Source organism: Caballeronia sp. EK (genome assembly GCF_014384845.1).
GTDB classification, from domain to species: Bacteria; Pseudomonadota; Gammaproteobacteria; order Burkholderiales; family Burkholderiaceae; genus Caballeronia; species Caballeronia jiangsuensis.
On record NZ_JACSUE010000004.1, the window covers coordinates 201,615 to 221,710 of the forward strand.

19 protein-coding genes are annotated in these 20,096 nt (G+C 63.7%); 6 read left to right on the forward strand and 13 right to left on the reverse strand.

Annotated elements, in window-relative coordinates; translation table 11 throughout:
• Window positions 1–135: 135 nt before the first annotated feature.
• Entirely contained in the window at window positions 136–1,140 is a 1,005-nt protein-coding gene (locus IAG25_RS13215) for an aldo/keto reductase (RefSeq protein WP_187605255.1), read from the reverse strand.
• Between the two features lie 129 nt (window positions 1,141–1,269).
• Between IAG25_RS13215 and IAG25_RS13220 the strand changes: the two genes are divergently transcribed.
• The gene (locus IAG25_RS13220) at window positions 1,270–2,163 is read left to right on the forward strand and encodes a LysR family transcriptional regulator (protein ID WP_187605256.1); all 894 of its coding nucleotides are present in this window, start codon (window positions 1,270–1,272) and stop codon (window positions 2,161–2,163) included.
• Window positions 2,164–2,170: 7 nt separating this feature from the next.
• Here the strand turns inward: IAG25_RS13220 and IAG25_RS13225 are convergent, their stop codons facing one another.
• From IAG25_RS13225 to IAG25_RS13250, 6 genes are all read right to left on the reverse strand, one after another.
• Window positions 2,171–3,049: an ABC transporter permease gene (locus IAG25_RS13225; RefSeq protein ID WP_187605257.1), complete on the reverse strand. Its 879-nt coding sequence runs from the start codon at window positions 3,047–3,049 to the stop codon at window positions 2,171–2,173.
• Window positions 3,046–3,870, reverse strand: a complete 825-nt coding sequence (locus IAG25_RS13230; protein ID WP_187605258.1) for an ABC transporter ATP-binding protein — start codon at window positions 3,868–3,870, stop codon at window positions 3,046–3,048. The genes IAG25_RS13225 and IAG25_RS13230 overlap by 4 nt, the downstream gene beginning before the upstream one ends.
• Before the next feature lie 104 nt (window positions 3,871–3,974).
• Window positions 3,975–4,997, reverse strand: a complete 1,023-nt coding sequence (locus IAG25_RS13235) for an ABC transporter substrate-binding protein (protein ID WP_187605259.1) — start codon at window positions 4,995–4,997, stop codon at window positions 3,975–3,977.
• Between the two features lie 31 nt (window positions 4,998–5,028).
• Complete coding sequence (locus IAG25_RS13240) at window positions 5,029–5,934, reverse strand: TauD/TfdA dioxygenase family protein (RefSeq protein WP_187605260.1); 906 nt, start codon at window positions 5,932–5,934, stop codon at window positions 5,029–5,031.
• Between the two features lie 132 nt (window positions 5,935–6,066).
• A complete protein-coding gene (gene dinB, locus IAG25_RS13245) occupies window positions 6,067–7,251 on the reverse strand; it encodes a DNA polymerase IV (RefSeq protein WP_187605261.1) in 1,185 nt (394 codons plus the stop codon).
• Between the two features lie 166 nt (window positions 7,252–7,417).
• On the reverse strand, window positions 7,418–7,783 hold the full coding sequence (locus IAG25_RS13250; protein ID WP_035510125.1) for a hypothetical protein: 366 nt from the start codon (window positions 7,781–7,783) through the stop codon (window positions 7,418–7,420).
• 294 nt (window positions 7,784–8,077) lie between these two features.
• On the opposite strand from IAG25_RS13250, the gene IAG25_RS13255 reads away from it, so the two are divergent.
• Window positions 8,078–8,272, forward strand: coding sequence for a DUF3563 family protein (locus IAG25_RS13255; RefSeq protein WP_187605262.1), 195 nt, complete (start codon window positions 8,078–8,080; stop codon window positions 8,270–8,272).
• Window positions 8,273–8,296: 24 nt separating this feature from the next.
• Here the strand turns inward: IAG25_RS13255 and IAG25_RS13260 are convergent, their stop codons facing one another.
• Together IAG25_RS13260 and IAG25_RS13265 are read right to left on the reverse strand one after the other, a co-directional pair.
• A complete protein-coding gene (locus IAG25_RS13260) occupies window positions 8,297–8,980 on the reverse strand; it encodes a response regulator transcription factor (protein WP_035510151.1) in 684 nt (227 codons plus the stop codon).
• A gap of 165 nt (window positions 8,981–9,145) precedes the next feature.
• Window positions 9,146–10,495, reverse strand: a complete 1,350-nt coding sequence (locus IAG25_RS13265) for an ATP-binding protein (RefSeq protein ID WP_187605263.1) — start codon at window positions 10,493–10,495, stop codon at window positions 9,146–9,148.
• Between the two features lie 468 nt (window positions 10,496–10,963).
• On the opposite strand from IAG25_RS13265, the gene IAG25_RS13270 reads away from it, so the two are divergent.
• Both IAG25_RS13270 and IAG25_RS13275 read left to right on the forward strand, forming a co-directional pair.
• Window positions 10,964–12,493 carry an MDR family MFS transporter gene (locus tag IAG25_RS13270; protein WP_187605264.1) on the forward strand — a complete coding sequence of 510 codons (1,530 nt, stop codon included), beginning with the start codon at window positions 10,964–10,966 and terminating at the stop codon, window positions 12,491–12,493.
• A 10-nt stretch (window positions 12,494–12,503) separates the two neighbouring features.
• Window positions 12,504–13,256 carry an AAA family ATPase gene (locus tag IAG25_RS13275; protein WP_187605265.1) on the forward strand — a complete coding sequence of 251 codons (753 nt, stop codon included), beginning with the start codon at window positions 12,504–12,506 and terminating at the stop codon, window positions 13,254–13,256.
• 6 nt (window positions 13,257–13,262) lie between these two features.
• On the opposite strand, the gene IAG25_RS13280 is transcribed toward IAG25_RS13275, so the two are convergent.
• The 3 genes from IAG25_RS13280 to IAG25_RS13290 all read right to left on the reverse strand — a co-directional run bounded on the left by IAG25_RS13280 (window position 13,263) and on the right by IAG25_RS13290 (window position 15,824).
• Window positions 13,263–13,484: a hypothetical protein gene (locus tag IAG25_RS13280; RefSeq protein ID WP_035510112.1), complete on the reverse strand. Its 222-nt coding sequence runs from the start codon at window positions 13,482–13,484 to the stop codon at window positions 13,263–13,265.
• A 124-nt stretch (window positions 13,485–13,608) separates the two neighbouring features.
• Window positions 13,609–13,836, reverse strand: coding sequence for a hypothetical protein (locus IAG25_RS13285; RefSeq protein ID WP_187605266.1), 228 nt, complete (start codon window positions 13,834–13,836; stop codon window positions 13,609–13,611).
• Window positions 13,837–14,015: 179 nt separating this feature from the next.
• On the reverse strand, window positions 14,016–15,824 hold the full coding sequence (locus IAG25_RS13290) for an alkaline phosphatase D family protein (protein WP_187605267.1): 1,809 nt from the start codon (window positions 15,822–15,824) through the stop codon (window positions 14,016–14,018).
• Window positions 15,825–16,141: 317 nt separating this feature from the next.
• Between IAG25_RS13290 and IAG25_RS13295 the strand changes: the two genes are divergently transcribed.
• Entirely contained in the window at window positions 16,142–18,091 is a 1,950-nt protein-coding gene (locus tag IAG25_RS13295) for a PAS domain-containing hybrid sensor histidine kinase/response regulator (protein WP_375336516.1), read from the forward strand.
• Between the two features lie 191 nt (window positions 18,092–18,282).
• Window positions 18,283–18,867, forward strand: a complete 585-nt coding sequence (locus IAG25_RS13300; protein ID WP_222946495.1) for a hypothetical protein — start codon at window positions 18,283–18,285, stop codon at window positions 18,865–18,867.
• Window positions 18,868–18,951: 84 nt separating this feature from the next.
• Here IAG25_RS13300 and IAG25_RS13305 read toward each other — a convergent pair whose 3' ends face one another.
• Window positions 18,952–20,082: an FUSC family protein gene (locus IAG25_RS13305; protein ID WP_187605269.1), complete on the reverse strand. Its 1,131-nt coding sequence runs from the start codon at window positions 20,080–20,082 to the stop codon at window positions 18,952–18,954.
• Window positions 20,083–20,096 lie beyond the last annotated feature (14 nt).

Consider the following 20,096-nt stretch of genomic DNA (forward strand, 5'->3'; position numbering starts at 1 on the left):
CGAAAATGGAAACGATCGGGATTGTTGAAGCGGTCGGTGCGACTAGAAAACTTCACCAGCGACCGCACTCCGCTTTCGTCGCGCACCAGCCAAAGACGAATCGACCATCGTGTCGCACGCAGCGCGCGATGACGCCTATTTCTTCTCGCTGTCGAGATGCGCCATCTGCACGGCCTCGTAACGATCGCCTGCCGCCGCGCCCTTCGGCACCGCCGCCTCGATCGCGGCGAATTCGTCCTTCGTGAGCGTCACGTCGAGCGCACCGAGCGATTCCGTCAGACGATCGCGGCGGCGCGCGCCGATCACGGGCACGATGTCATCGCCCTGCGCCAGCACCCACGCAATCGCGATCTGCGCGACGCTCACGCCCTTCGCATCGGCGATCGTGCGCAATGCATCGACGAGCGCGAGATTGCGTTCGACATTGCCTTGCTGAAAGCGCGGACTGTTCGCGCGCCAGTCGCCCGATTGCGCGGCGTCCTTGTTCCAGTGCCCGCTGATGAGTCCGCGCGACAGCACGCCATATGCCGTGACGGCGATGCCGAGTTCCCTGCACGCCGGAAGAATCGCGTCTTCGACGCTTCGCGAGATCAGCGAATATTCGATCTGCAGATCGCACACCGGATGCACGGCCGCCGCCTTGCGGATCGTCTCCGCGCCCACTTCCGAGAGCCCGACGTGACGCACATAGCCCGCCCCGATCATGTCGGCGATGGCGCCCACTGTATCTTCGACCGGCACGTTCGCATCGAGCCGCGCGGGTCGGTAGATGTCGATATGGTCGACGTTGAGCCGCTGCAACGTGTAGGCAAGTGAATTCTTCACGGCGACGGGACGTCCGTCGAACGCGATGAAATTGCCCGCCGGGTCGCGCATGCCGCCGAACTTGACGCTGAGAATCGCCGAATCGCGGCGCGAAGGCGGCGCGCTCTTCAGCGCCTCTCCGATCAGCATCTCGTTGTGGCCCATGCCGTAGAAATCGCCGGTATCGAGCAGCGTCACGCCCGCTTCGAGCGCCGCGTGAATCGTCGCGATGCTCTCCGCGCGATCCGATGGCCCGTACATGCCCGACATGCCCATGCATCCGAGCCCGATGGCCGACGATTGCGGTCCGGTCTTGCCGAGTCTGCGTTGTTCCATGTTCGTTCTCTCCTGAAGGACGTGCGCCGCGAATGCGGGCGATGGAGAGGATTATGGGAGCAAATCACCCGTGCGATAATCCGTCTCAATGCGAATGGGCTGTGCGCCCTGGCGAACAATGAGCGAATCATGAGCGAACCCGATCTGTCGGACCTTCACGCGTTTCTGGCTGTCGCCCGCTCGCGCGGCTTCAGACAGGCGGCGCTATTGCGCGGCGTGTCGGCGTCGTCGCTGAGTGAGGCGATCCGCAGGCTCGAAACGCGGCTGGGCGTGCGCCTTTTGAATCGCACCACGCGCAGCGTCACGCCGACCGAAGCGGGCGAGCGGCTGATCGAGCGCCTCGCGCCCGCCTTCGCGGAAATCGCGGGCGCGCTCGATGCCGTCAACGGCTTTCGCGACAGCCCGACCGGCACGCTGCGCCTGAACGTGCCGAGGATCGTCTCGCGCGAAATCCTGCCGCCGATCGTCGCGCGCTTTCTGACGGCGCATCCGGGCATCAAGCTGGAAATCAGCGCAATCGATATGTTCATCGACGTGCTCGCCGCCGGTTTCGATGCGGGCATTCGCTATGACGAGCGTATCGAGCGCGACATGATCGCGGTGCCTATCGGGCCGCGCACGCAGCGCTTCGTCGCGGTTGCCGCGCCGTCCTATCTCGCGGCGCATGGCGAGCCGAAGCATCCGCGCGATCTGGTGAATCACGCGTGCATCGGGCATCGCTTCGACAGCGGCGTGCTTGCGGTATGGGAATTCGTGCGCGGCAAGGAAGTGATACGCATCGCGCCGGAGGGTCCGCTCGTCACGTCGTCGATCGAGATCAGTAGAAGCGCGGCCATCGCCGGGCTGGGTCTCGTCTATACGTTCGACGAGTTCGTGCGCGAGGCCATCGACAGCGGCGCACTCGTGCCGGTGCTCAAGCCGTGGTGGCAGAGCTTCACCGGCCCGCGCCTTTACTATCCGAGCCGCGCGCACATGCCGGGGCCGCTGCGCGCGTTCATCGACTTCATTCGCGACGAAGATTGATCGAAGCTTATTGCTGCACGCCCCAGCGACGCACCGTCACGCGCTCGACGGTATCGAACACGAGATGCTCGACCGCGAGCCCGATCACGATGACCGCGGCGAGCCCGGCGAACACGCGATCCGTATAAAGCTCGTTGCGATTCTGGAAGATGTACCAGCCGAGGCCGCCCTTGCCCGAGCTCGCGCCGAACACGAGTTCCGCCGCGATCAGCGTGCGCCACGCGAATGCCCAACCCACGCGCAGTCCCGCGAGAATCGACGGCATCGCGGCGGGCACGAGAATCAGCATTACATGACGCATGCCGGTGAGGCCATAGTTGCGGCCCGTCATGCGCAAGGTCGAAGGCACCGCCTGGAAGCCGGCATAGGTGTTGAGCGCGAGCGGCCACAACACCGAATGCACGAGCACGAAGAGCAGGCTTCCCGTCCCGAGGCCAAACCACAGCAACGCGAGCGGCAACAGCGCGATGGACGGCAGCGGATTGAACATCGCGGTGAGCATCGAAAGGCTGTCGCGGCCGATGCGCGTCGATACCGCAAGCGACGTCAGCAGAAACGCGAGCGCCGCGCCGAGCGCATAGCCGCGCAGCAAGACCGACATCGAAATGCCGACCTTCTCGATCAGCTCGCCCGATGCGATGCCTTGCACGAACGCGACGAAGGTCGCGCTGAAGGTCGGCAGCAGGAGATCGTTATCGACGGCGCGCGCGGCGATTTCCCATAGCGCGATCAACACGAGCGCGATGATCGACTTGCGCAGCCACGTGCGATCCGCGAGCCGCTTCGAAAGCGGCAGCGGCGTTTCATGTTCGATACCGGCGGGCGCGGCTGGCGTGACTTCGTATTCGGGCCGAACGGGCGGCGCGATCAGATGCGGCGTACTCAAAGCGCTGCCTCCTCTTCGAACAGCAGACGATGAATGCGCGCGACGCTCTGTTGAAACTCTCCGCGGCCCATGCTTTCCTGCGTGTATTGATGACTGTTCAGTTCGGCGCGCACGCGGCCAGGATGCGGCGTCAACAGCAGAATGCGATTGCCGACGATGAGCGCTTCCTCGATCGAATGCGTGACGAACAACAAGGTGAAGCGCTCGTCGCTCCACAGGCGCAAAAGTTCTTCCTGCATGCGTCGGCGCGTGAGTGCGTCGAGCGCGGCGAAGGGTTCGTCCATCAGGAGCACGCGCGGCTGCATCGCGAGCGCGCGCGCAATCGCGACGCGCTGCTTCATGCCGCCCGAAAGCGTGTGCGGATAGGCATCGGCGAATTTGGCGAGGCCGACCTTGTCGAGATAATGGAGCGCGCGCTCACGTGCTTCGGCGCGTCCGAGCTTGCGCGCGACACGCAACGGAAAGGCCACGTTTTGCAGGACCGTCTTCCACGGCGGCAACTGATCGAATTCCTGGAACACGACGATACGATCCGCGCCCGGTCCGCGCACGCGCTCGCCGCCGATTTCGATGCTGCCCGCGACCGGCTCGATGAAACCGGCGACGGCCTTGAGCAAGGTCGATTTACCGCAGCCCGACGGCCCGAGCAGCACGAAGCGATCGGCGCCGTACACGTCGAAGCTGACATCGTGCGTCGCGCGCACGAGCCGTTCGGGCGTGCGGTATTCGAGCGTCACGTTCTTCGCGCTGAGAAGTTTGCCGCTCGTGGAAGCCTGAGGATCGGCTTCGTGTGAGTAAAGCGCCTGGGGATTGGCGGCCATGATCTGTCTGCTGGATTGCAAACGACCACGATACCGGCGCGCGCCTCTCACGCGAACCAATCAATGCGCATATCGAATTCGCGCTCGCCGATAAGCGCGTTCGTTCAGCTTCCGTCCTTCGTCGCCGGATCGCTGAAGAAGTAGTCCTGCCACGACTTCGGTTCGTTCCTGATCGCGCCGACGCGATGCATGAACTGCGCGAGCGCAAACGTGTTTTGCGGCGCGACCTTGAATTGCACCGACGGGTCCTTGATCACCTTGATGAGCAGATCGCGGTCGATCTTCGCGTTGTTCACGCGCAGATAGATATCGGCGGCCTCGTCGGGATGCTGCGTGATGTAGCGCGCGGCATCGGCGAGACCGGCGACGAACGCGCGATACGTCTTCGGATTCTCGTTGCGGAATTTTTCGGTCGCGTAGAGCACGGTCGCGGAACTCGGGCCGCCGAGCACATCGTATGAATTGAGCACGATATGCGCTTTCGGATTGCCCGCGAGTTCCTGCTGCTGAAACGGCGGATTGCCGAAGTGCGCGTTGATCTCCGTGCCGCCCGCGATGACCGCCGCGGTCGCATCGGGATGCGGCACGGCCTGCGTGAGCTTGTCGAGGCGATCGAATTGCTTGTCGCCCCATTGCTTCGCCGCCGCGTATTGCAGGATGCGCGACTGCACCGACACGCCAACCGCCGGCACCGCGATGCGGTCCTTGTCGGTGAAATCGGCCATGGTCTTCACGCGCGGATCGTTCGATACGAGGTAGTACGGAAAATTGCCGAGCGACGCGACGCCCTTCACGTTCTGCCTTCCGTGCGTGCGATCCCAGATCGTCAGCAAGGGACCGACGCCCGCCGCCGCGATATCGACCGAGCCGGACAAGAGCGCGTCGTTCACGCTCGATCCGCCCGACAGCTTCGCCCAGTCGACCTTGATATCGAGACCTTCCTTCTTGCCTTCCTGCTCGATGAACTTCTGATCGCGCGCGACATTGAGCAGCAGATACACGACGCCGAATTGCTCGGCGATGCGCAAGGTGCCTTCGGCATGAACGTTCGCCGACGTGATGCCGAGCGACACCGCGAGTGCGGCAACGAAGGCGCGCAGCGCGCCCTTCCCTGATCGAGAATGCATCGAAAACCCCGTAAATCAAGCGATATTGTGTTTAGAAAGGCGCGTCGCCTTCGATGGTCGTGCGATACAGCTTGCGGCGCTGATCGTCCGGCGTGCCCGCCGCGAGATGCATGACCGAGCGGTTATCCCAGAACACCATGTCACGCTCGCGCCATTGATGGCGATAGATGAACCCGGGCTGCGTGCTGTGCGCGAACAGTTCCGCGAGCAAAGCGCGGCTTTCGTCTTCGGGCAGGCCGATCACGCGCGTCGTGAAATGCTCGCTGACGAAGAGCGCGCGGCGTCCGGTTTCCGGATGTGTGCGCACAATCGGATGCGTGACCGGCTTGACCTGCGCGATCTGCTCCGCCGAAAGATTGGGCCGCCACGGGCTGCGCTGTTGCAGCTCGGCGTATTTGGCGAGATACGTGTGCTCGGCCGAACGGCCTTCGATCGCATCGCGCAGATGCGCAGGCAGCGCGTCCCACGCGAGATGCTGATTCGCAAAGAGCGTGTCGCCGCCGAGCGCGGGCAATTCCTGCGCATGCAGCAGCGAGCCGAGACTGGGCTTCTCTTTGTACGAGAGATCCGAATGCCAGAAATGGCCCGCATCGCCGAGGCCGATCGGCTTGCCGTTCTCGACGATGTTCGACACGATCAGCACTTCCGGATGCCCCGCGAGCCCGAACTGATGCAGCACGTGAATCTGCAAGGGGCCGAAGCGCTTGCTGAACGCGACCTGCTCGTCGGGCGTGATGCGCTGATCGCGAAACACGAGTACGTGATGATCCAGATGCGCGCGGTGAATGCGCGCGAAATCGGCATTCGATAAGGGCTTCGACAGATCGAGCCCGATCACTTCGGCGCCGAGGGGCGCGTCGAATTTGCGAATCTCGATGGATTGATCGGCGGCTTCGCCGGATGTGGCAAGTGAAGCGGGAGCAGTCTGAATCGTCACGGTCGAATCGATAACTTCGGGGAAGCTATCAATCTAACGCGCGGCGATTCAGCCGGCAACGAAGGATGCGAGCTTTCGTTATGCGCCGGTGCGATAAAGCCTTGTCGGAAGCGATACGACACGCCGATCTGCTCAGTCGCTGCCGGCGTCGAACGGCAACTCGACCTGCACCGGCTCGACGAAACCGCTTTCATCGCGCCCGGCGAGCGCACTGACGCGCACGCCGAGCAGCCTGATCCGGCGATCGAGCACGATGCGCTTCAGGCACTCGGTCGCGGCGCGGCGAATCTCGACGGGATCCGCGGTCGCGACAGGCACGGTCAGATCGCGCGTCACGGTGCGGAAATCGTCGAAGCGCAGCTTGATGCCCACCGTGCGCCCGACATAGCCTTTGCGCTGCAAGTCTTCGGCGACACGCGTGCACAGACCCGTGAACTCCGCCGAGAGCGTCGCGCGATCCTGCTTCGGATGGAAGTCGCGCTCGAACGTGGTCTCGCGGCTCATCGACTTGGGCGTCGAGCTCACGACGACGGGCCGCTCGTCCTGGCCCTGCGCGATGCGCGCGAGCCACGCGGCATACGTGGCGCCGAAGTGCGTTTGCAGGAATCCGGGATCGGCGGCGGCGATATCGCCCACCGTCACGATGCCGAGCGCCGCGAGTTTCTCGCTCGCCTTTGGGCCGATGCCGTTCACCTTGCGCGCGGCGAGCGGCCAGATGCGCGTGGGCAGGTCGTCCATGGTGAGGATGGTGAGGCCGTCCGGCTTGTCGAGCTCGGAGCCGATCTTCGCGAGCAGCTTGTTCGGCGCGATGCAGATCGAGCACGTAAGCCCGGTCGCGTCGTGCACGGCGTCCTTCATCCGCTGGCCGATATCGGCCGGCTCACCGGGAAGATCGCTGACGTCGATATAAATCTCGTCGATGCCGCGATTCTCGATCTGCGTCGTGAACGTCGCGACGGCCGCCTTGAACAGCCGCGAGTAATGGCGATACGACTCGAAATCGGTCGGCAGAAGGATCGCGTCGGGCGCGAGCTGGGCGGCCTTCATCATGCCCATCGCGGAAAAGACGCCGAACTTGCGCGCCTCGTAGGTGGACGTGGTCACGACGCCGCGCCCCGCGTAGTCGCGCAGACGCCTGAATCGGCGCGAGCCGTCGGCCAGCGTTTCGGGCGTGGCGCTGCGCCCGCCGCCGACCACGACCGGCATGCCGCGCAGTTCCGGATAGCGCAGGAGCTCGACCGATGCGAAGAACGCATCCATGTCGAGATGCGCGATGCGGCGCGGTGCGGGTGCGTTTGCGGGAGACGGCGTGTCCATTGCGGCGATCAGAGTGTCGCCGCGCGACGAGACGCGCTCAAAGCGAAATCGACAGGAACGAACGCACCGAACATGCTGAGGCAGTGCCGCCAGGCAATAAAAATGGCTTACTGTACATCCATACAGTAATTCGCGCTAGAGCCTGCCGGTGCGTGCGATTGCCGGTTCATTCCGGGGTGCGCTTTTCTGCCAGGGCGCGGCGGCAATCGTCGAACACCTGCCGCACGACATCCGATTGATAGTTGAGGTCTTCACTGTCGAGGATTTCCTCGACGGCTTCGCGCGCCCAGTCCGCTTCGAGCATCGCGCAATGCTGCGTGGCGATCTCGCGTGCGATGGCGGCGAGCTTCGCGACCGTGAGCCAGTCGGCGAGCCGCTGATGCCGGTCGAGCCATTTGTGCGCGGCCTGCACGTGAAACGAGGCGGCCGGCCAGTCGCCGTTCAGGTAATACGCGCCGAGACTGCCGCACGTGAGCCAGCAGAGCAACTCGACGCGGTCGCGGGCACTGAGGATACGAGACACATCGTTCATGGCGGCCTTCACGAGAGACGATCGACGAACGCGAATCACGCACGGCGTTTCGCATGGAAACCCGCACGTCACCCCTATAAAAGCACGATAGCACGGGATGGTGCGGCGCGGCAGTGCCTGCCCGCAGTGCGATCCGATTCACGGTGCGTTGGCGAACGCTTCGTCATGCGAAGAGCGGATTCGCGCATGAGAAGACGCTCGACCGAGCTCTCATTCCTTTCTAATTCGCGGGGCATAACCTGCTTTCCGTCGGCCCCACTCTTACCGGCCTTCTTTCAACGACGGGAGCACATCATGTTTGAACGTCTTTCGCAGTCCATCGACAACCTCTTCTCCATCCGCACGACGGACGATCTCCGCGACGCCTATCTCGCGTCGTCGAACGATCTCGCCGATCTCGAACGCCGCATGCGCCAGGTCGAAACGCAGGATCACGACTACAGCATGTACTTCTGCGGCGCGCTCGGGCGACATCACGATCAGCCATGAGCCGCGCCGCTCATGCAACGTGCGCTACTTGGCTTCCTCACGGCCCGCCTGCCCGAGCATCACGGTCCAGCCGAGGCCGCGCACGTTGCGGATCACGCCCGCGCCGAACTTCTTGCGCACCGAATGGATCAGCACGTCGACCGCGTTGCTCTCCACTTCCTTGCCCCAGCCGTAAAGGCGGTCCTCCAATTGATCGCGCGAGAAGATCGTGCCCGGGCGTTCGAGCAGCGCGTGCATCAGCGCGAATTCACGCGCGGAGAGCACGCCCGAAGTCTCGCCGCAGGTGAGCGTGCGCTGATCGAGATTGAGGCAGATGGAATCGTCGCCGAGGCGCGAGACCGCGTAGCCCGCCTTGCGCCGCAGCACCGCGCGGATGCGCGCGAGCAGTTCGGGCATGTTGAAGGGCTTGAGCAGATAGTCGTCGGCGCCGAGATCGAGGCCCTGAACGCGTGTGTCGACATCGTCGCGCGCGGTGAGGATCAGTACCGGCGTCGCATTGCCGGCCGTGCGCGCCTGCCGCAACAACTCGATGCCCGTCATGCCCGGCAGGCCGAGATCGAGCAGCACCACGGTGTATTCGGCGGCGTCGAGCGCCTCGCGGCCCGCGTTGCCATCGCGGACCCAGTCGACGGCGTAGTCCGCGTCCTTGAGCGCACGCATGAGGCTCGTGCCGATCTGCACGTCGTCTTCGATCAGGAGAATTCGCATGTTCCACCTCGCGCGTCGCGAGAATGGCGCGCGCCACGCGCCCGGAATGCGGCCGAAGGATATGAAACGCACGACCGGTCTTTTCGATTCTTTTCCGATCGACGAGGATCACTTCGCGCCACGCAGCGAATGCATTGTAATCGGCGCAAAAGCGCGCGCAAATCCTTATGTGTTTAATGCCGGCACGGCGGCGTTCTCGCTGACTTCCTCGACGGGAAAGCCGATCGAAGCGACGATGCCCGAGTGCCCGTCGGCGCGATTTCTGAGCGTGACGTCGCCGCCGTAGCGCGCGGCGATCGCCTTCACGATGGACAAGCCGAGGCCGCTGCCCTCCACGTCCGGATTCGCACGGAAGAAGCGGTCGAACACGCGCGGCAGCAGTGCTTCGTCGATGCCCGGGCCGTCATCGACCACATCGATCCACACCATGTCGCCGTCACGCCGCATGCGCAGGTCGATGGTGCCGCCGTCCGGCGTATAGCGCACCGCGTTCGACACGAGATTCTTCACCGCCATGCCGACGTCCGTCTCCACCGCGCGCACGTGCGCATTCACCATTTCCTCCGCGCCGATGTCCATACCGCGCGCGATGGCGATCGGCAGCACGTCGGCGACGGCGTCCGTCACCACTTCCGACAGCTCCACGCGCGCAAGCGGCGCGCCGTTCACCGGCGCATCGGCGCGCGCGAGCCGCAACAGTTGCGCGATGAGCTTGCCGCTGCGCGCGATGCCCTTGCGCAGTTCCTGAAAGCGCTCCTGATTGCCGGCGACGATATGCGGCGCGAGATTGTCGGCCTGAAGCTGTAGCGCGGTGAGCGGCGTGCGCAGTTCGTGCGCCGCATCGGCGATGAACTTGCGCTCCTTTTCGATCGATGTCGCGAGGCGCTCGATCATCGTGTTGATCGAATGGATGAAGGGCTCGATCTCCGTGGGCACGCCGACCGTCGGCAGCGGCTGCAGATGACCCATGTCGATGGCCTGCACCTCCGCGCCGAGCTCGTTCAGCTGACGCAGCGAGCGCCGCACGACGAGCGCAACCGCGATCCATACGAGCGGCAGCAGGACGGCGATCGGCCAGAGCGTTTGCGTCGCGGCTTCCTGCGTGATCTCGCGGCGCACGGACGACCGTTGCGCGACCTGAATCGTCATGGTCGGCTCCTGGCGCGTGAAGATGCGCCAGTGCTCGTCGTTGACGTCGACGCCGGAAAAGCCCGGCTGCGCGTCACGCGGAAAATGCAGCGACGGGTCGGTGGTGCGGAACGGCACATCCTCGCCGGGCTTCCACACGACGGCGACCACGTCGCGCTCGTCCTGCGTGCCGCGTGAGGGATTCTTCGGCAGGCTTTCGGCGAGTCCCTCGCGCAGACGGGCCGCCACCTGTTCGAGCCGCATGTCGAGCAGCGCGCTCATGCCAGTCTGGCTCAACTGATACGAACTCACGCCCTGCACGACGCCGATCACGCTCACGAGCAGCCCGAGCGCGACGACGAGTTGATTCTTCAGTGATTTGATCATTCGGGTCCGCCGCTTCGGAAAGGAACGGGGCGATTCAACAGTCCGTTCGATTTTAGGCGACATTGCCGGAGATTTCGGTCTGAAAGACGACATGTGCGTGACCGTTGCGTCTTGAGCGCGCGGAAGAAAAAAGGCGTCGGTCCGATGACGGCCGACGCCAGGGGCTGAGGAGAGTCGAGAAACGTGGAGCGGGCCGCGAAGTGCCGGGGAAGCGCGCCGCCCGTCCACGTAAAGAAGCGTAGGCGCGAAGAATTAGCGTTGAATGAGCGCGCCGCGCGCTTCGTCGAGCAGCGATTCCCGTAGCGGGATAACATTGCATCCGGCGCTTATTCATCGGCGACATTGCTTCGGCTGCAAGGATTCCGCAAGCCTGAGCGTCGCCGCCGCATCTCCATCTTTCGAGCATGGCCCGCTTGCGCGCATCGTTCTTCGAGCGGCGCGGCGCGCGATATGCCATTCCATCACCGCATGTCACAGACCAGAAAAACCGTTCGTCCCCTCGTCATTGCAGCGGTCATGGCCTCGATGGCCATGGTCGCAATCGAAGCCACCATCGTCTCGACCGCGATGCCGCAAATCGCGACGCAGCTCGGCGGCCTCAATCTCTACAGCTGGGTGTTCTCGTCGTTCCTGCTCACGCAGACGGCGCTCACGGTGGTGTTCGGCAAGCTCGCGGACCTGTACGGCCGCAAGCCGGCGATCCTCGCGGGCATCGCGATCTTTCTGATCGGTTCGGTGCTCGCGGGTTTCGCCTGGTCGATGCCCGCGATGATCGTGTTCCGGCTGATCCAGGGCGTCGGCGCGGGGGCAATCCTGCCGGTCGCGCTGACGGTGGTCGGCGATCTCTATCCGGCGCGCGAGCGCGGCAAGGTGCAGGGCTATCTCGCGAGCGTCTGGGCCGTGTCCGCCGTGCTCGGCCCGATGGTCGGCGGCCTTCTGATCCGCCAGTTCTCGTGGGCGTGGATTTTCTGGATCAACGTGCCGATCGGCATTCTGGCCGCCCTGCTCTTCATCCTGTTCCTTCACGAGGAAAAGCGCCACGGCCGCCCGGCGATCGACTTCGCGGGCGCGTTCTTCTTCACCACGGCCGTCGCCGCGCTGATGATGACGCTCACCGACGCCGGCCACGCGGGCAATGCACGCGTGGCCACCGAGATCGCCGTGCTGGTGCTCGCCAGCGTGTGCTTCGTGGTTCAGGAGCGCCGCGCCGCCGATCCGATGATCTCGTTCGGCCTGTGGTCGCACCGGCCGATCGCGGCGAGCAACGTCGCGACCCTGCTCGCCGGCATGGCGATGATGGGCCTCACCACGTTCCTGCCGATGTACGTGCAGGGCGTGATGCATCGCACGCCGGTGGAAGCGGGCCTCGCGCTCACGATGATGATGATCGGCTGGCCGAGCGGCGCGACCTTCACGTCGCGCTCGTTCAGCCGCATCGGGTTGCGGCGTCTCCTGATGATCGGCCCGGTGTTCATTCCGCTCGGCGCGCTGCCGTTCGTGCTGCTCGGTCCGCAATCGAGCCCGGTCTGGGCGGGCGTCGGCTCGGCGGTGCTGGGCTTCGGCATGGGCATCACGAGCGTGTCGTGTCTCATCCTGATTCAGGAAATCGTGCAGCCGCACGAACGCGGCAGCGCGACCGCATCGAACCTGTTCTCGCGCAATCTCGGCAACACGCTTGGCGCGGCCGTGTTCGGCGCGGTGCAGAACTACGGCCTCATCCACACGGACGGCCTGCCGCCCGTGCACGCGGATCAGTTGAAGCAACTGCTTTCGTCGGTGCCCGGCGACTTCGCGGCCAACAACGAGATCCGTCTCGTGCTGCATCACTCGCTGCATCTGACCTTCACGGCGATGTTCGTGACCGCGCTCGGCACCGTCGTCGCGATGCTGTTCATGCCGAAGATCGAGATCGGACGCGCGAAGGAAACGGTCGAGAAAGTCGGCGCGGACGGCGCGTCGAATGTCGCGAAAAACGCCGCGAATCAGGCCTTCCACTAGACGCGCGGCGATGCTCTCGACCCAGTTCATCAGCCGCATCACGCTGCTGCGCGACAAGGCGCCTTCGTTCGACGCCTATCCGTTTTCGCTGCCCGCCGTGCGCGCGCTCGATACACTGGAGCCGCATCGGAAGGTCACGTTTCTCGTTGGCGAAAACGGCTCGGGCAAATCGACGCTGCTGGAGGCGATCGCTGTCTCGATGGGCTTCAATCCCGAGGGCGGCACGAAGAACTTTCGCTTCGGCACGCGCGTGTCGCATTCGCCGCTGCATGAATATCTGCGCATCGCTAAGGGATTCAAACGTCCGCGCGACGGCTTCTTTCTGCGCGCGGAAAGCTTCTTCAACGTGGCGACGGAAATCGAACAGCTCGACGACGAACCCGGCTTCGGCCCGCCTATCATCTCGTCATACGGCGGCAAGTCGCTGCACGAGCAATCGCACGGCGAGTCGTTTCTCACGCTGTTGATGGAGCGCTTCGGCGGACAAGGGCTTTATCTGCTCGACGAACCCGAGGCCGCGCTGTCGCCGCAACGCCAGCTCGCCGCACTCGCGCGCATTCACGATCTCGTCAACGACGATTCGCAGTTCATCATCGCCACGCATTCGCCGATCCTCATGGCCTACCCCGACGCGTGGATCTATCAGTTCACCGCGAACGGCATCGAGCGCGTCGCCTATGAAGACACCGAGCACTTCAAGGTGACGCGCGCGTTTCTCGCGAATCCCGAACGCATGTTGCGCACGCTGCTCGGCGAGCGCTGAGCGTCTTCAATCCTGCGACTGAAGCAGCGGGCTTTCGTGCTTCACCGTTGCGACGCTCGCGCTGGCGGGCTGGCTGTCGCTCGCCAGCGTTTCCGTATCGGCGAGATAGCGCGACAACAGCGCGTTGTCGTCCATGTAGTACGTCATGGGGCCGTGGCCGCGCGCGAGCGCATAGCATCCGGCGATCAGCGCCGCAACGAGGACGATGCCGATGAGTCTTCCTGTCATGGTAGTGCTCCTGAGGGTTTCCAAGATTCACTTCATGGGCCCATTCGCACCGCCTGCCACAGGCTCGACCCACGAGCGCGTCCCGCCGGAGTGACCGGCAGGACGCGAAGTCATGCAACCACACTCAGTCCTGCGCTTGCATTAGGGGGGTGTCCTGCTTCGATTTATCGACGCTCGCATCGTTGCTCTGCTGCGCGTCCTGCGCGATGGTCTGCATGTTCATGCCTTGCTGCGACATGGGCGCGCCGTCCATCGGCGAGTAGTACGGCGCGGGTCCATAGCCGCTCGCCATTGCATAGGAAGCGGCCGCGAGCGCCGCGACGAAGATGATGCCTTTGAGATTGCCGGTCATGATAGTGCTCCTGAGGGTTTCACATGGTCACTTCAATCGGCCTCATTGCACTGCCTGCCAGCAAACGACCTTCTGAAATGTCCACGCAGTCTACGTGCGCGGACAGGCGTTGAAATCCCCTCAAAAGCAAGGATAGGAATGGATGGATCGATGCCTTATGTATGGAGCGCGTTGCGTATTCAGATGTTGTCCTCGACGGCGACGGATACCGCACCCGCATTGATCGTCAGTCGCGTGCGCTTTTGCAGCGGACTTTGCGGCGCGGTGCCGTCGGCGTTGAGAAACTTCACCTTGTTGAAGATCGCGATGAATTGCGTAGGCGTGACCGTCGCGGACGCATAGCCGATGCCATCGTGATCCGCGTACAGCATGTCCGGATTGTTCTGGCGGATGAAGCTGTCGAACAGCGCGGAAGAACTGATCAGCGAGGCGAGCGGCATGCCCGCCGAATACGTCTTCACGTCCTCGAAGAAGGGCTGGCTGCTGATGCCCGCCGACATCAGATCGATCATCACCGGCGTGCCCTTCGCGGGATCGGGCACATCGCGCACGATGCCCGCCTGGAACGCGTGCAGATCGCCCGTGATCGCGACGAGGTTCGTGATGTTCTGAGCCTTCACGAACGACATCAGGTCCGCCTTGTGCGACGGATAGCCGTCCCACGCATCGCAGTCGAGCACGAACACGACGTTGTCGGGCACCGGCGCGATCGACGTGAGATCGAGCCACAGGCGGTTCATCATCACTTCGTTGCCCCACACTTTCCATATGGACGTGGATGCCTTCAGCGTGTCCTTCCACCATTGCGTCTGCGCGGGACCGAAGATCGACGGCACGCGTCCGAGCCGCTGCGTATCGGCTGCCTCGAACTGCGCGAGCACTGGCTGCGGCACGAAATAGCGCGAGCCGACGAGATCGTTGCCGTTGACCGGATCGTGCCCGAGCGCCTGCGCGATCGCCGCTTCGCTGACGACGTGATCGTCGCGATAAAGCCGCTCGTCGGTCATCACGAGATGCATCAGCGAGCCGAAGTGGAAATCGCGATAGATGCGGATATTGTCGTAGGCCGCGTTGTTGAGATCGAACGACACGTCGCCCCAGTCGACGGGCAGGTATTCCGCCCACGCCTGATTCGCGTTGCGGCGGCGCGCGGTCTGTTGCAGGTTCGCGTTCGTGTAGGTCTGATGATCCTGCCAGCAGTCGTCGGAGAACTCGTGATCGTCCCAGATCGCGATCACCGGAAAACGCGCATGCACGTTCTGCAGGCGCGCGTCGCCCCGATACGTGCGATACAGCGTGCGATAGTCGTCGAGCGTATTCGCGTAGGTGCCGCCGCTCGGCAGCGTGATCGCCGGATGCGCGGGCTCCACGGTGCCGGGTTGCGCGGCAAAGCCCGCCTCGTAGATGTAATCGCCGAGATGTACGACGAAGTCGAGATCGGTTTCCGCGGCCAGGAGCGACATCGCCTGCCAGTGATTCGCGCTCCAGTTCTGGCACACGAACCATGCGAAGCGCAGTTGCGGAATCGCTTCGTTCGCGGCGGGCGCGGTGCGCGTCGTGCCCGTTACGCTGACGTCGCTGCCCGCGACGAAACGGTAGTAGTACGTCGTCTTCGCGGCGAGGCCCGTGACCTTGGTTCGCACCGTGAAGTCGTAATCCGGGACGGCGCTCAAGGGCACGCTGGCGACGAGCTGCGCGAAGTTCTGCTGCGCGGACACCTGCAGCGTCAGCGCGACGGGCGACGGCGATGCCGCCGCGTTGCTCCCGTTCGCGACGCAACGGGTCCAGAATACCGCCGAGACGTCACGCGGATCGCCGCTCGCGACGCCTTGCGGGAACGCGAATGCGCCCGCCGGCGGCGGCGTGGAACCGCCGCTTCCGGGATTGCCGCCGTCGTCGTGATCGCCGGAATGGCAGGCCGCGAGCGTGCCGGTGGCGGCCGCGACGGTATAAAACGTGGATAGCGAGAGGAAGCGGCGACGGTCCATGAGAGCCTCCGTTTGCAGACGTCGATGCGGTGCACGACAGACGGGAGTTCGCTGGATGCGTCGAACGGGCAATCCGACGGATGAGCGAGGCTCTCTTTCGGATATGAAATGATTAAAGCTATAAACCACGCCGCGCACTGTCAAGGGACGTTTCCGTGACGGCGCCGCTGGCGACCGCTTGTTACAAAGGTATCGGTACGCGATGCCATCAGCGGGTAAACTGTGTGGACGGCTTTGTCCAGCAGACGTCCACCCTCGTGCGTCAGACAGGCCGAACCGCGATCCATCACTTCACCGCTGCGCTGACGACCCTAACCATGACCAGATCGAGATCAGCCGTCCCGGAGCTCGGCGTCGCAGGCCCGGCTTCGATCGAGCACGCGCTGAGCGACTCGCAGTATCACGCGCTCGTCGATGCGATCGAAGACTGCGCGATTTTCATGCTCGACCTGAGCGGCCGCATCACGAGCTGGAACAAGGGCGCGCGCAAGATCAAGGGTTATGAGGCGCACGAGATCGTCGGCCAGCATCTGTCGCGCTTCTATCCGGCGGAAGCGGTGGCGCGCGGCTGGCCCGATTACGAGCTGAAGCAGGCGTACGCGACCGGCCGCTTCGAGGATGAAGGCTGGCGCGTGCGCAAGGACGGCACGCTGTTCTGGGCGAACGTCGTGATTACTGCGGCGCGCAATACGAAGGGCGAGATCATCGGTTACGCGAAGTGCACGCGCGATCTCACTGCGAAGCGTGCCGAGGAGGATAAGCTGCGTCTGTCGGAGGAGCGCTTTCGCCTGCTCGTGGAAAGCGTGAGCGACTATGCGATCTTCATGCTCGATCCGGGCGGCCATATCGCGAGCTGGAACACGGGCGCGATGCGCATCAAGGGCTATCAGCCGTCGGAGATTCTCGGCAAGCACTTCTCGACGTTCTATTGCCCCGAGGATCTCGCGGCCAACATCCCCGAGATCGAACTGCAGACCGCGATTCGCACGGGACGCGTGGAAAACGAAGGCTGGCGCGTGCGCAAGGACGGCTCGCTCTTCTGGGCGAACGTGATCATCACGGCGGTGTACGACGAGCATCGCGTGCTGCGCGGCTTCGCGAAGGTCACGCGCGACATGAGCGAGCGCAAGCGCCTCGAACAGCTCGAAGTGTCGTCGCGGCGCATCAGCGAGTTTCTCGCGACGCTCGCGCACGAGTTGCGTAATCCGCTCGCGCCGGTGCGCAATGCCATCGGCGTGATGCAGATGGAAGCGGACATGCCGCAGCGCGTCGCCGCGTGCCGCGACATCATCGACAGGCAGACATCGCATCTCGGCCGGCTCGTCGACGATCTGCTCGACATGGGCCGCATCACTACGGGCAAGATCGATCTGCGCATGGCGCGCGTGGATGTGAGCGATATCGTCGCGCGCAGCATCGAGCTCGTGCATCCTTTCACCGACGAGCGCGCGCAGCGCGTCGTCACGAAGCTGCCGCAGACGCCGGTGCATGTCGTGGGCGACAGCACGCGGCTCGTGCAGGTGGTGCAGAACCTGTTGAACAACGCGTCGAAGTTCTCGCCGCGAGCGAGCACGATCATCGTTGAAATCGAGTGCGAGACGAGCGCGCTCTTGCTGAAGGTGATCGACAAGGGGCGCGGCATTTCGCAGAAGGGGCTCACGTCCATCTTCGATCTCTTCGTGCAGGAAGATCACTATCTGAATCCCGGCGAGGCGGGGCTCGGTATCGGGCTTACGCTGTGCCGGTCTATCGTCGAGATGCATGGCGGCTCGATCAGCGCGGCGAGCGGCGGGCCGAATCAGGGCAGCACGTTCACGGTGCGCCTGCCCTACGCTTCCGACGACGATGCGCCGCGCCCGCATCGCGTGCTCGCGCAGAATGCGACGCAGGCCGTGGGCGATGGTCTGCGCATCGTGGTCATCGACGACAACCGCGATTCAGCCGACAGCCTCGCGATGCTGCTGCAGATGAAGGGGCATGACGTGCGCATCGCGTATCACGGCAAGGAAGGGATCGATGTCGTCCGGCATTTTCCGCCGGAGCTGGTTTTGCTCGATCTGGCGTTGCCGGATATGGATGGGTATGCGGTGCTGCGGACGCTGCGCTCGCAACGGCTCGTCGGGCGTGCGACGGTGGTCGCGATGACGGGGTTCGGGCAGGAGGGCGACAAGGAGCGCTCCGCGCAGGCGGGGTTCGATGCGCATCTGGTGAAGCCGGTGGATTTCGAGGTGCTGGATCGGTTGCTGGAGAAGGTGGCGGAACGTTGAGGGGCGGCACCTGCTCGCACGCCGCTTGAATCCAGGAAGCGTCAACTTTGCGCAATTTCGCCGACAAAAAGTAACGTCTACCTGTTCCGCCCTGCTTTCAAATCCGCTAAGTTCGTTATCCATATCAATATGGCGAAGTTGAGATACATGCTAATAACAAAGCATAAGGAAGCATGTCGCAGAGGCAGATCATGATGCGTCGAATTGCGGTTGTCGGTGACAAGCTCAGCAACGACGGGGAAATTTGCGATTACAAGGGGATGATGTTCACGTTGGGCGCTGGGCATGAGCCAAGTCTCATGAGAATACTAACCGCTAAATCAGCCAGTCTCTTTCTTGCTCTTTTGCTGTTTTCGGGCAGCGCGATAAGTTGCCAGGTTCTGGAATTCATGGAAAGCAGGATTCCCCTCAATTCGGTAGAAATCCCAAATTCGGACCGTGTGAAAATCGCCGAGATGGTAATCGAGGCCCGTAAATGGCCGGACACACAAATTCGAGGCGTCGTGCAACCTGCGGCATACGTTCACGAGAGAAATCCGGAAGAACTTGTGAAAAAACGAAGAGAGAGTCTCAAAACCTATCTGTCTCAGCTTGGCATACGAGAAGAGAATTTCTGGATCGAGCCGCACGTTCTAAGTGAAGAGGAAGCTCACGATTCGAGCGGGAATCTGGACATTCATCAGCTTGGAGTAACTCTGTATCCGATATGCGAAGGCGGTTGCGATCGACTCTGCAACGATCCTCGCGTCAAGCCGGTTATCAAGGCGATCAGATAGCCGAGGTCAAGTTCCAAGGTGGGCATCTCGGCAATCAGCTGATAGAAAGTGACTGCTGCCCCGTATAGGGACAACGCCTACCCCTCACTCCCTCACCACCCGCAACGGAAAGATAACCCTCGACGCAACCAGCCCCAGCGCCCCGCCAAGAAGCGTCTCCCACGCCCGCGCCGTCAGCAGCTCCACCGAATGCACGCCACTCGCGGCCATCGTCACGATGAGCACGAAAGCGAACGCCCCGCACGCGATGTCATACCGCTCCGGCAACGCCATCGCATAGACGATCATCGCGAACGCGGACAGCTCCCACACCACGAGCGGCCAATGCTCCGCGAGCGGCAGACACACGATCCCGATCGGTACCCCGACGAGCGTCCCGTAGATGCGCCGCCGCACGCGCTCCGCCGTCCCGACCGCCGATGTCGCGACGACGTACACGCAAGCCGTGATCGCCCACGCCGATTCCGCCAGCCCGAACGCGCGATTCAGCACCACGACGACGAGCGCGCCGCACGCCGCCTGCAAGCCCATCGCGGTCGCGGGCGATATCACCTGACGCCCGTAAGCCGGTTCGGACGCGAGCGCCGGCAGCAAGGCCGGATGCTCCGCCGGCCCGCTCAATACGCGCGGCACGATGGCAGCGAGCATCCCGATCAGCAGCGCGATCAGGATCGCCGATGAATCGCCGGGTCTGAGATCCATCCCGTAGGCGAGAAGCTGCCCGATATAAAGCTGCGAGCCGATGCCCGCGCCCGCGAGCCCGAAACGCTTCAGATAGCCCGCGAAGAATGCGCCCGTCACGAGAATCAGCTCGGCGCCGCCGCGCCCGAACTCGCGAAACGTCGAACCGAACAGGGCAAAGGTCAGCGCGCCGAACGCAGCGGCGATGCACAGAACGGCCAGATCGCGGCTCGACTCGAAGCGCGTCGTGCGCGCCTCCGACACGCTCGCCCACAGCGCAAAGCCGCCCGCGAGCGCGCCGACGGACACGCCCGGGGGCACGCTCTGCGTCACGTCCTGCAACGCGCCGAGCGACGCCGCGAGCCCGTACGCCGTGACGAGCCGCAAGCCCTTGATGCGCCGATGCGTGCCCGGATCGACGCGATCGAGCCATGCGAGCGCCGCCTGCCCGCGACGCGCGCCCGATTGCGCGAACGTCAGCGCCGTATCCGCGAGGCGGGTTCTCGTGTCGCCGATATTTCGCTCGTCATCCATGGGAGGCCACCGAA

What these genes read in the sequence shown, in the direction of transcription:
- IAG25_RS13215 (WP_187605255.1), bottom strand. Translation starts at nt 1,140, where the DNA reads ATGGAACAACGCAGACTCGGCAAGACCGGACCGCAATCGTCGGCCATC.
- IAG25_RS13220 (WP_187605256.1), top strand. Translation starts at nt 1,270, where the DNA reads ATGAGCGAACCCGATCTGTCGGACCTTCACGCGTTTCTGGCTGTCGCC.
- IAG25_RS13230 (WP_187605258.1), bottom strand. Translation starts at nt 3,870, where the DNA reads ATGGCCGCCAATCCCCAGGCGCTTTACTCACACGAAGCCGATCCTCAG.
- IAG25_RS13235 (WP_187605259.1), bottom strand. Translation starts at nt 4,997, where the DNA reads ATGCATTCTCGATCAGGGAAGGGCGCGCTGCGCGCCTTCGTTGCCGCA.
- dinB (WP_187605261.1), bottom strand. Translation starts at nt 7,251, where the DNA reads ATGGACACGCCGTCTCCCGCAAACGCACCCGCACCGCGCCGCATCGCG.
- IAG25_RS13250 (WP_035510125.1), bottom strand. Translation starts at nt 7,783, where the DNA reads ATGAACGATGTGTCTCGTATCCTCAGTGCCCGCGACCGCGTCGAGTTG.
- IAG25_RS13255 (WP_187605262.1), top strand. Translation starts at nt 8,078, where the DNA reads ATGTTTGAACGTCTTTCGCAGTCCATCGACAACCTCTTCTCCATCCGC.
- IAG25_RS13260 (WP_035510151.1), bottom strand. Translation starts at nt 8,980, where the DNA reads ATGCGAATTCTCCTGATCGAAGACGACGTGCAGATCGGCACGAGCCTC.
- IAG25_RS13265 (WP_187605263.1), bottom strand. Translation starts at nt 10,495, where the DNA reads ATGATCAAATCACTGAAGAATCAACTCGTCGTCGCGCTCGGGCTGCTC.
- IAG25_RS13270 (WP_187605264.1), top strand. Translation starts at nt 10,964, where the DNA reads ATGTCACAGACCAGAAAAACCGTTCGTCCCCTCGTCATTGCAGCGGTC.
- IAG25_RS13275 (WP_187605265.1), top strand. Translation starts at nt 12,504, where the DNA reads ATGCTCTCGACCCAGTTCATCAGCCGCATCACGCTGCTGCGCGACAAG.
- IAG25_RS13280 (WP_035510112.1), bottom strand. Translation starts at nt 13,484, where the DNA reads ATGACAGGAAGACTCATCGGCATCGTCCTCGTTGCGGCGCTGATCGCC.
- IAG25_RS13285 (WP_187605266.1), bottom strand. Translation starts at nt 13,836, where the DNA reads ATGACCGGCAATCTCAAAGGCATCATCTTCGTCGCGGCGCTCGCGGCC.
- IAG25_RS13290 (WP_187605267.1), bottom strand. Translation starts at nt 15,824, where the DNA reads ATGGACCGTCGCCGCTTCCTCTCGCTATCCACGTTTTATACCGTCGCG.
- IAG25_RS13295 (WP_375336516.1), top strand. Translation starts at nt 16,142, where the DNA reads ATGACCAGATCGAGATCAGCCGTCCCGGAGCTCGGCGTCGCAGGCCCG.
- IAG25_RS13300 (WP_222946495.1), top strand. Translation starts at nt 18,283, where the DNA reads ATGATGCGTCGAATTGCGGTTGTCGGTGACAAGCTCAGCAACGACGGG.
- IAG25_RS13305 (WP_187605269.1), bottom strand. Translation starts at nt 20,082, where the DNA reads ATGGATGACGAGCGAAATATCGGCGACACGAGAACCCGCCTCGCGGAT.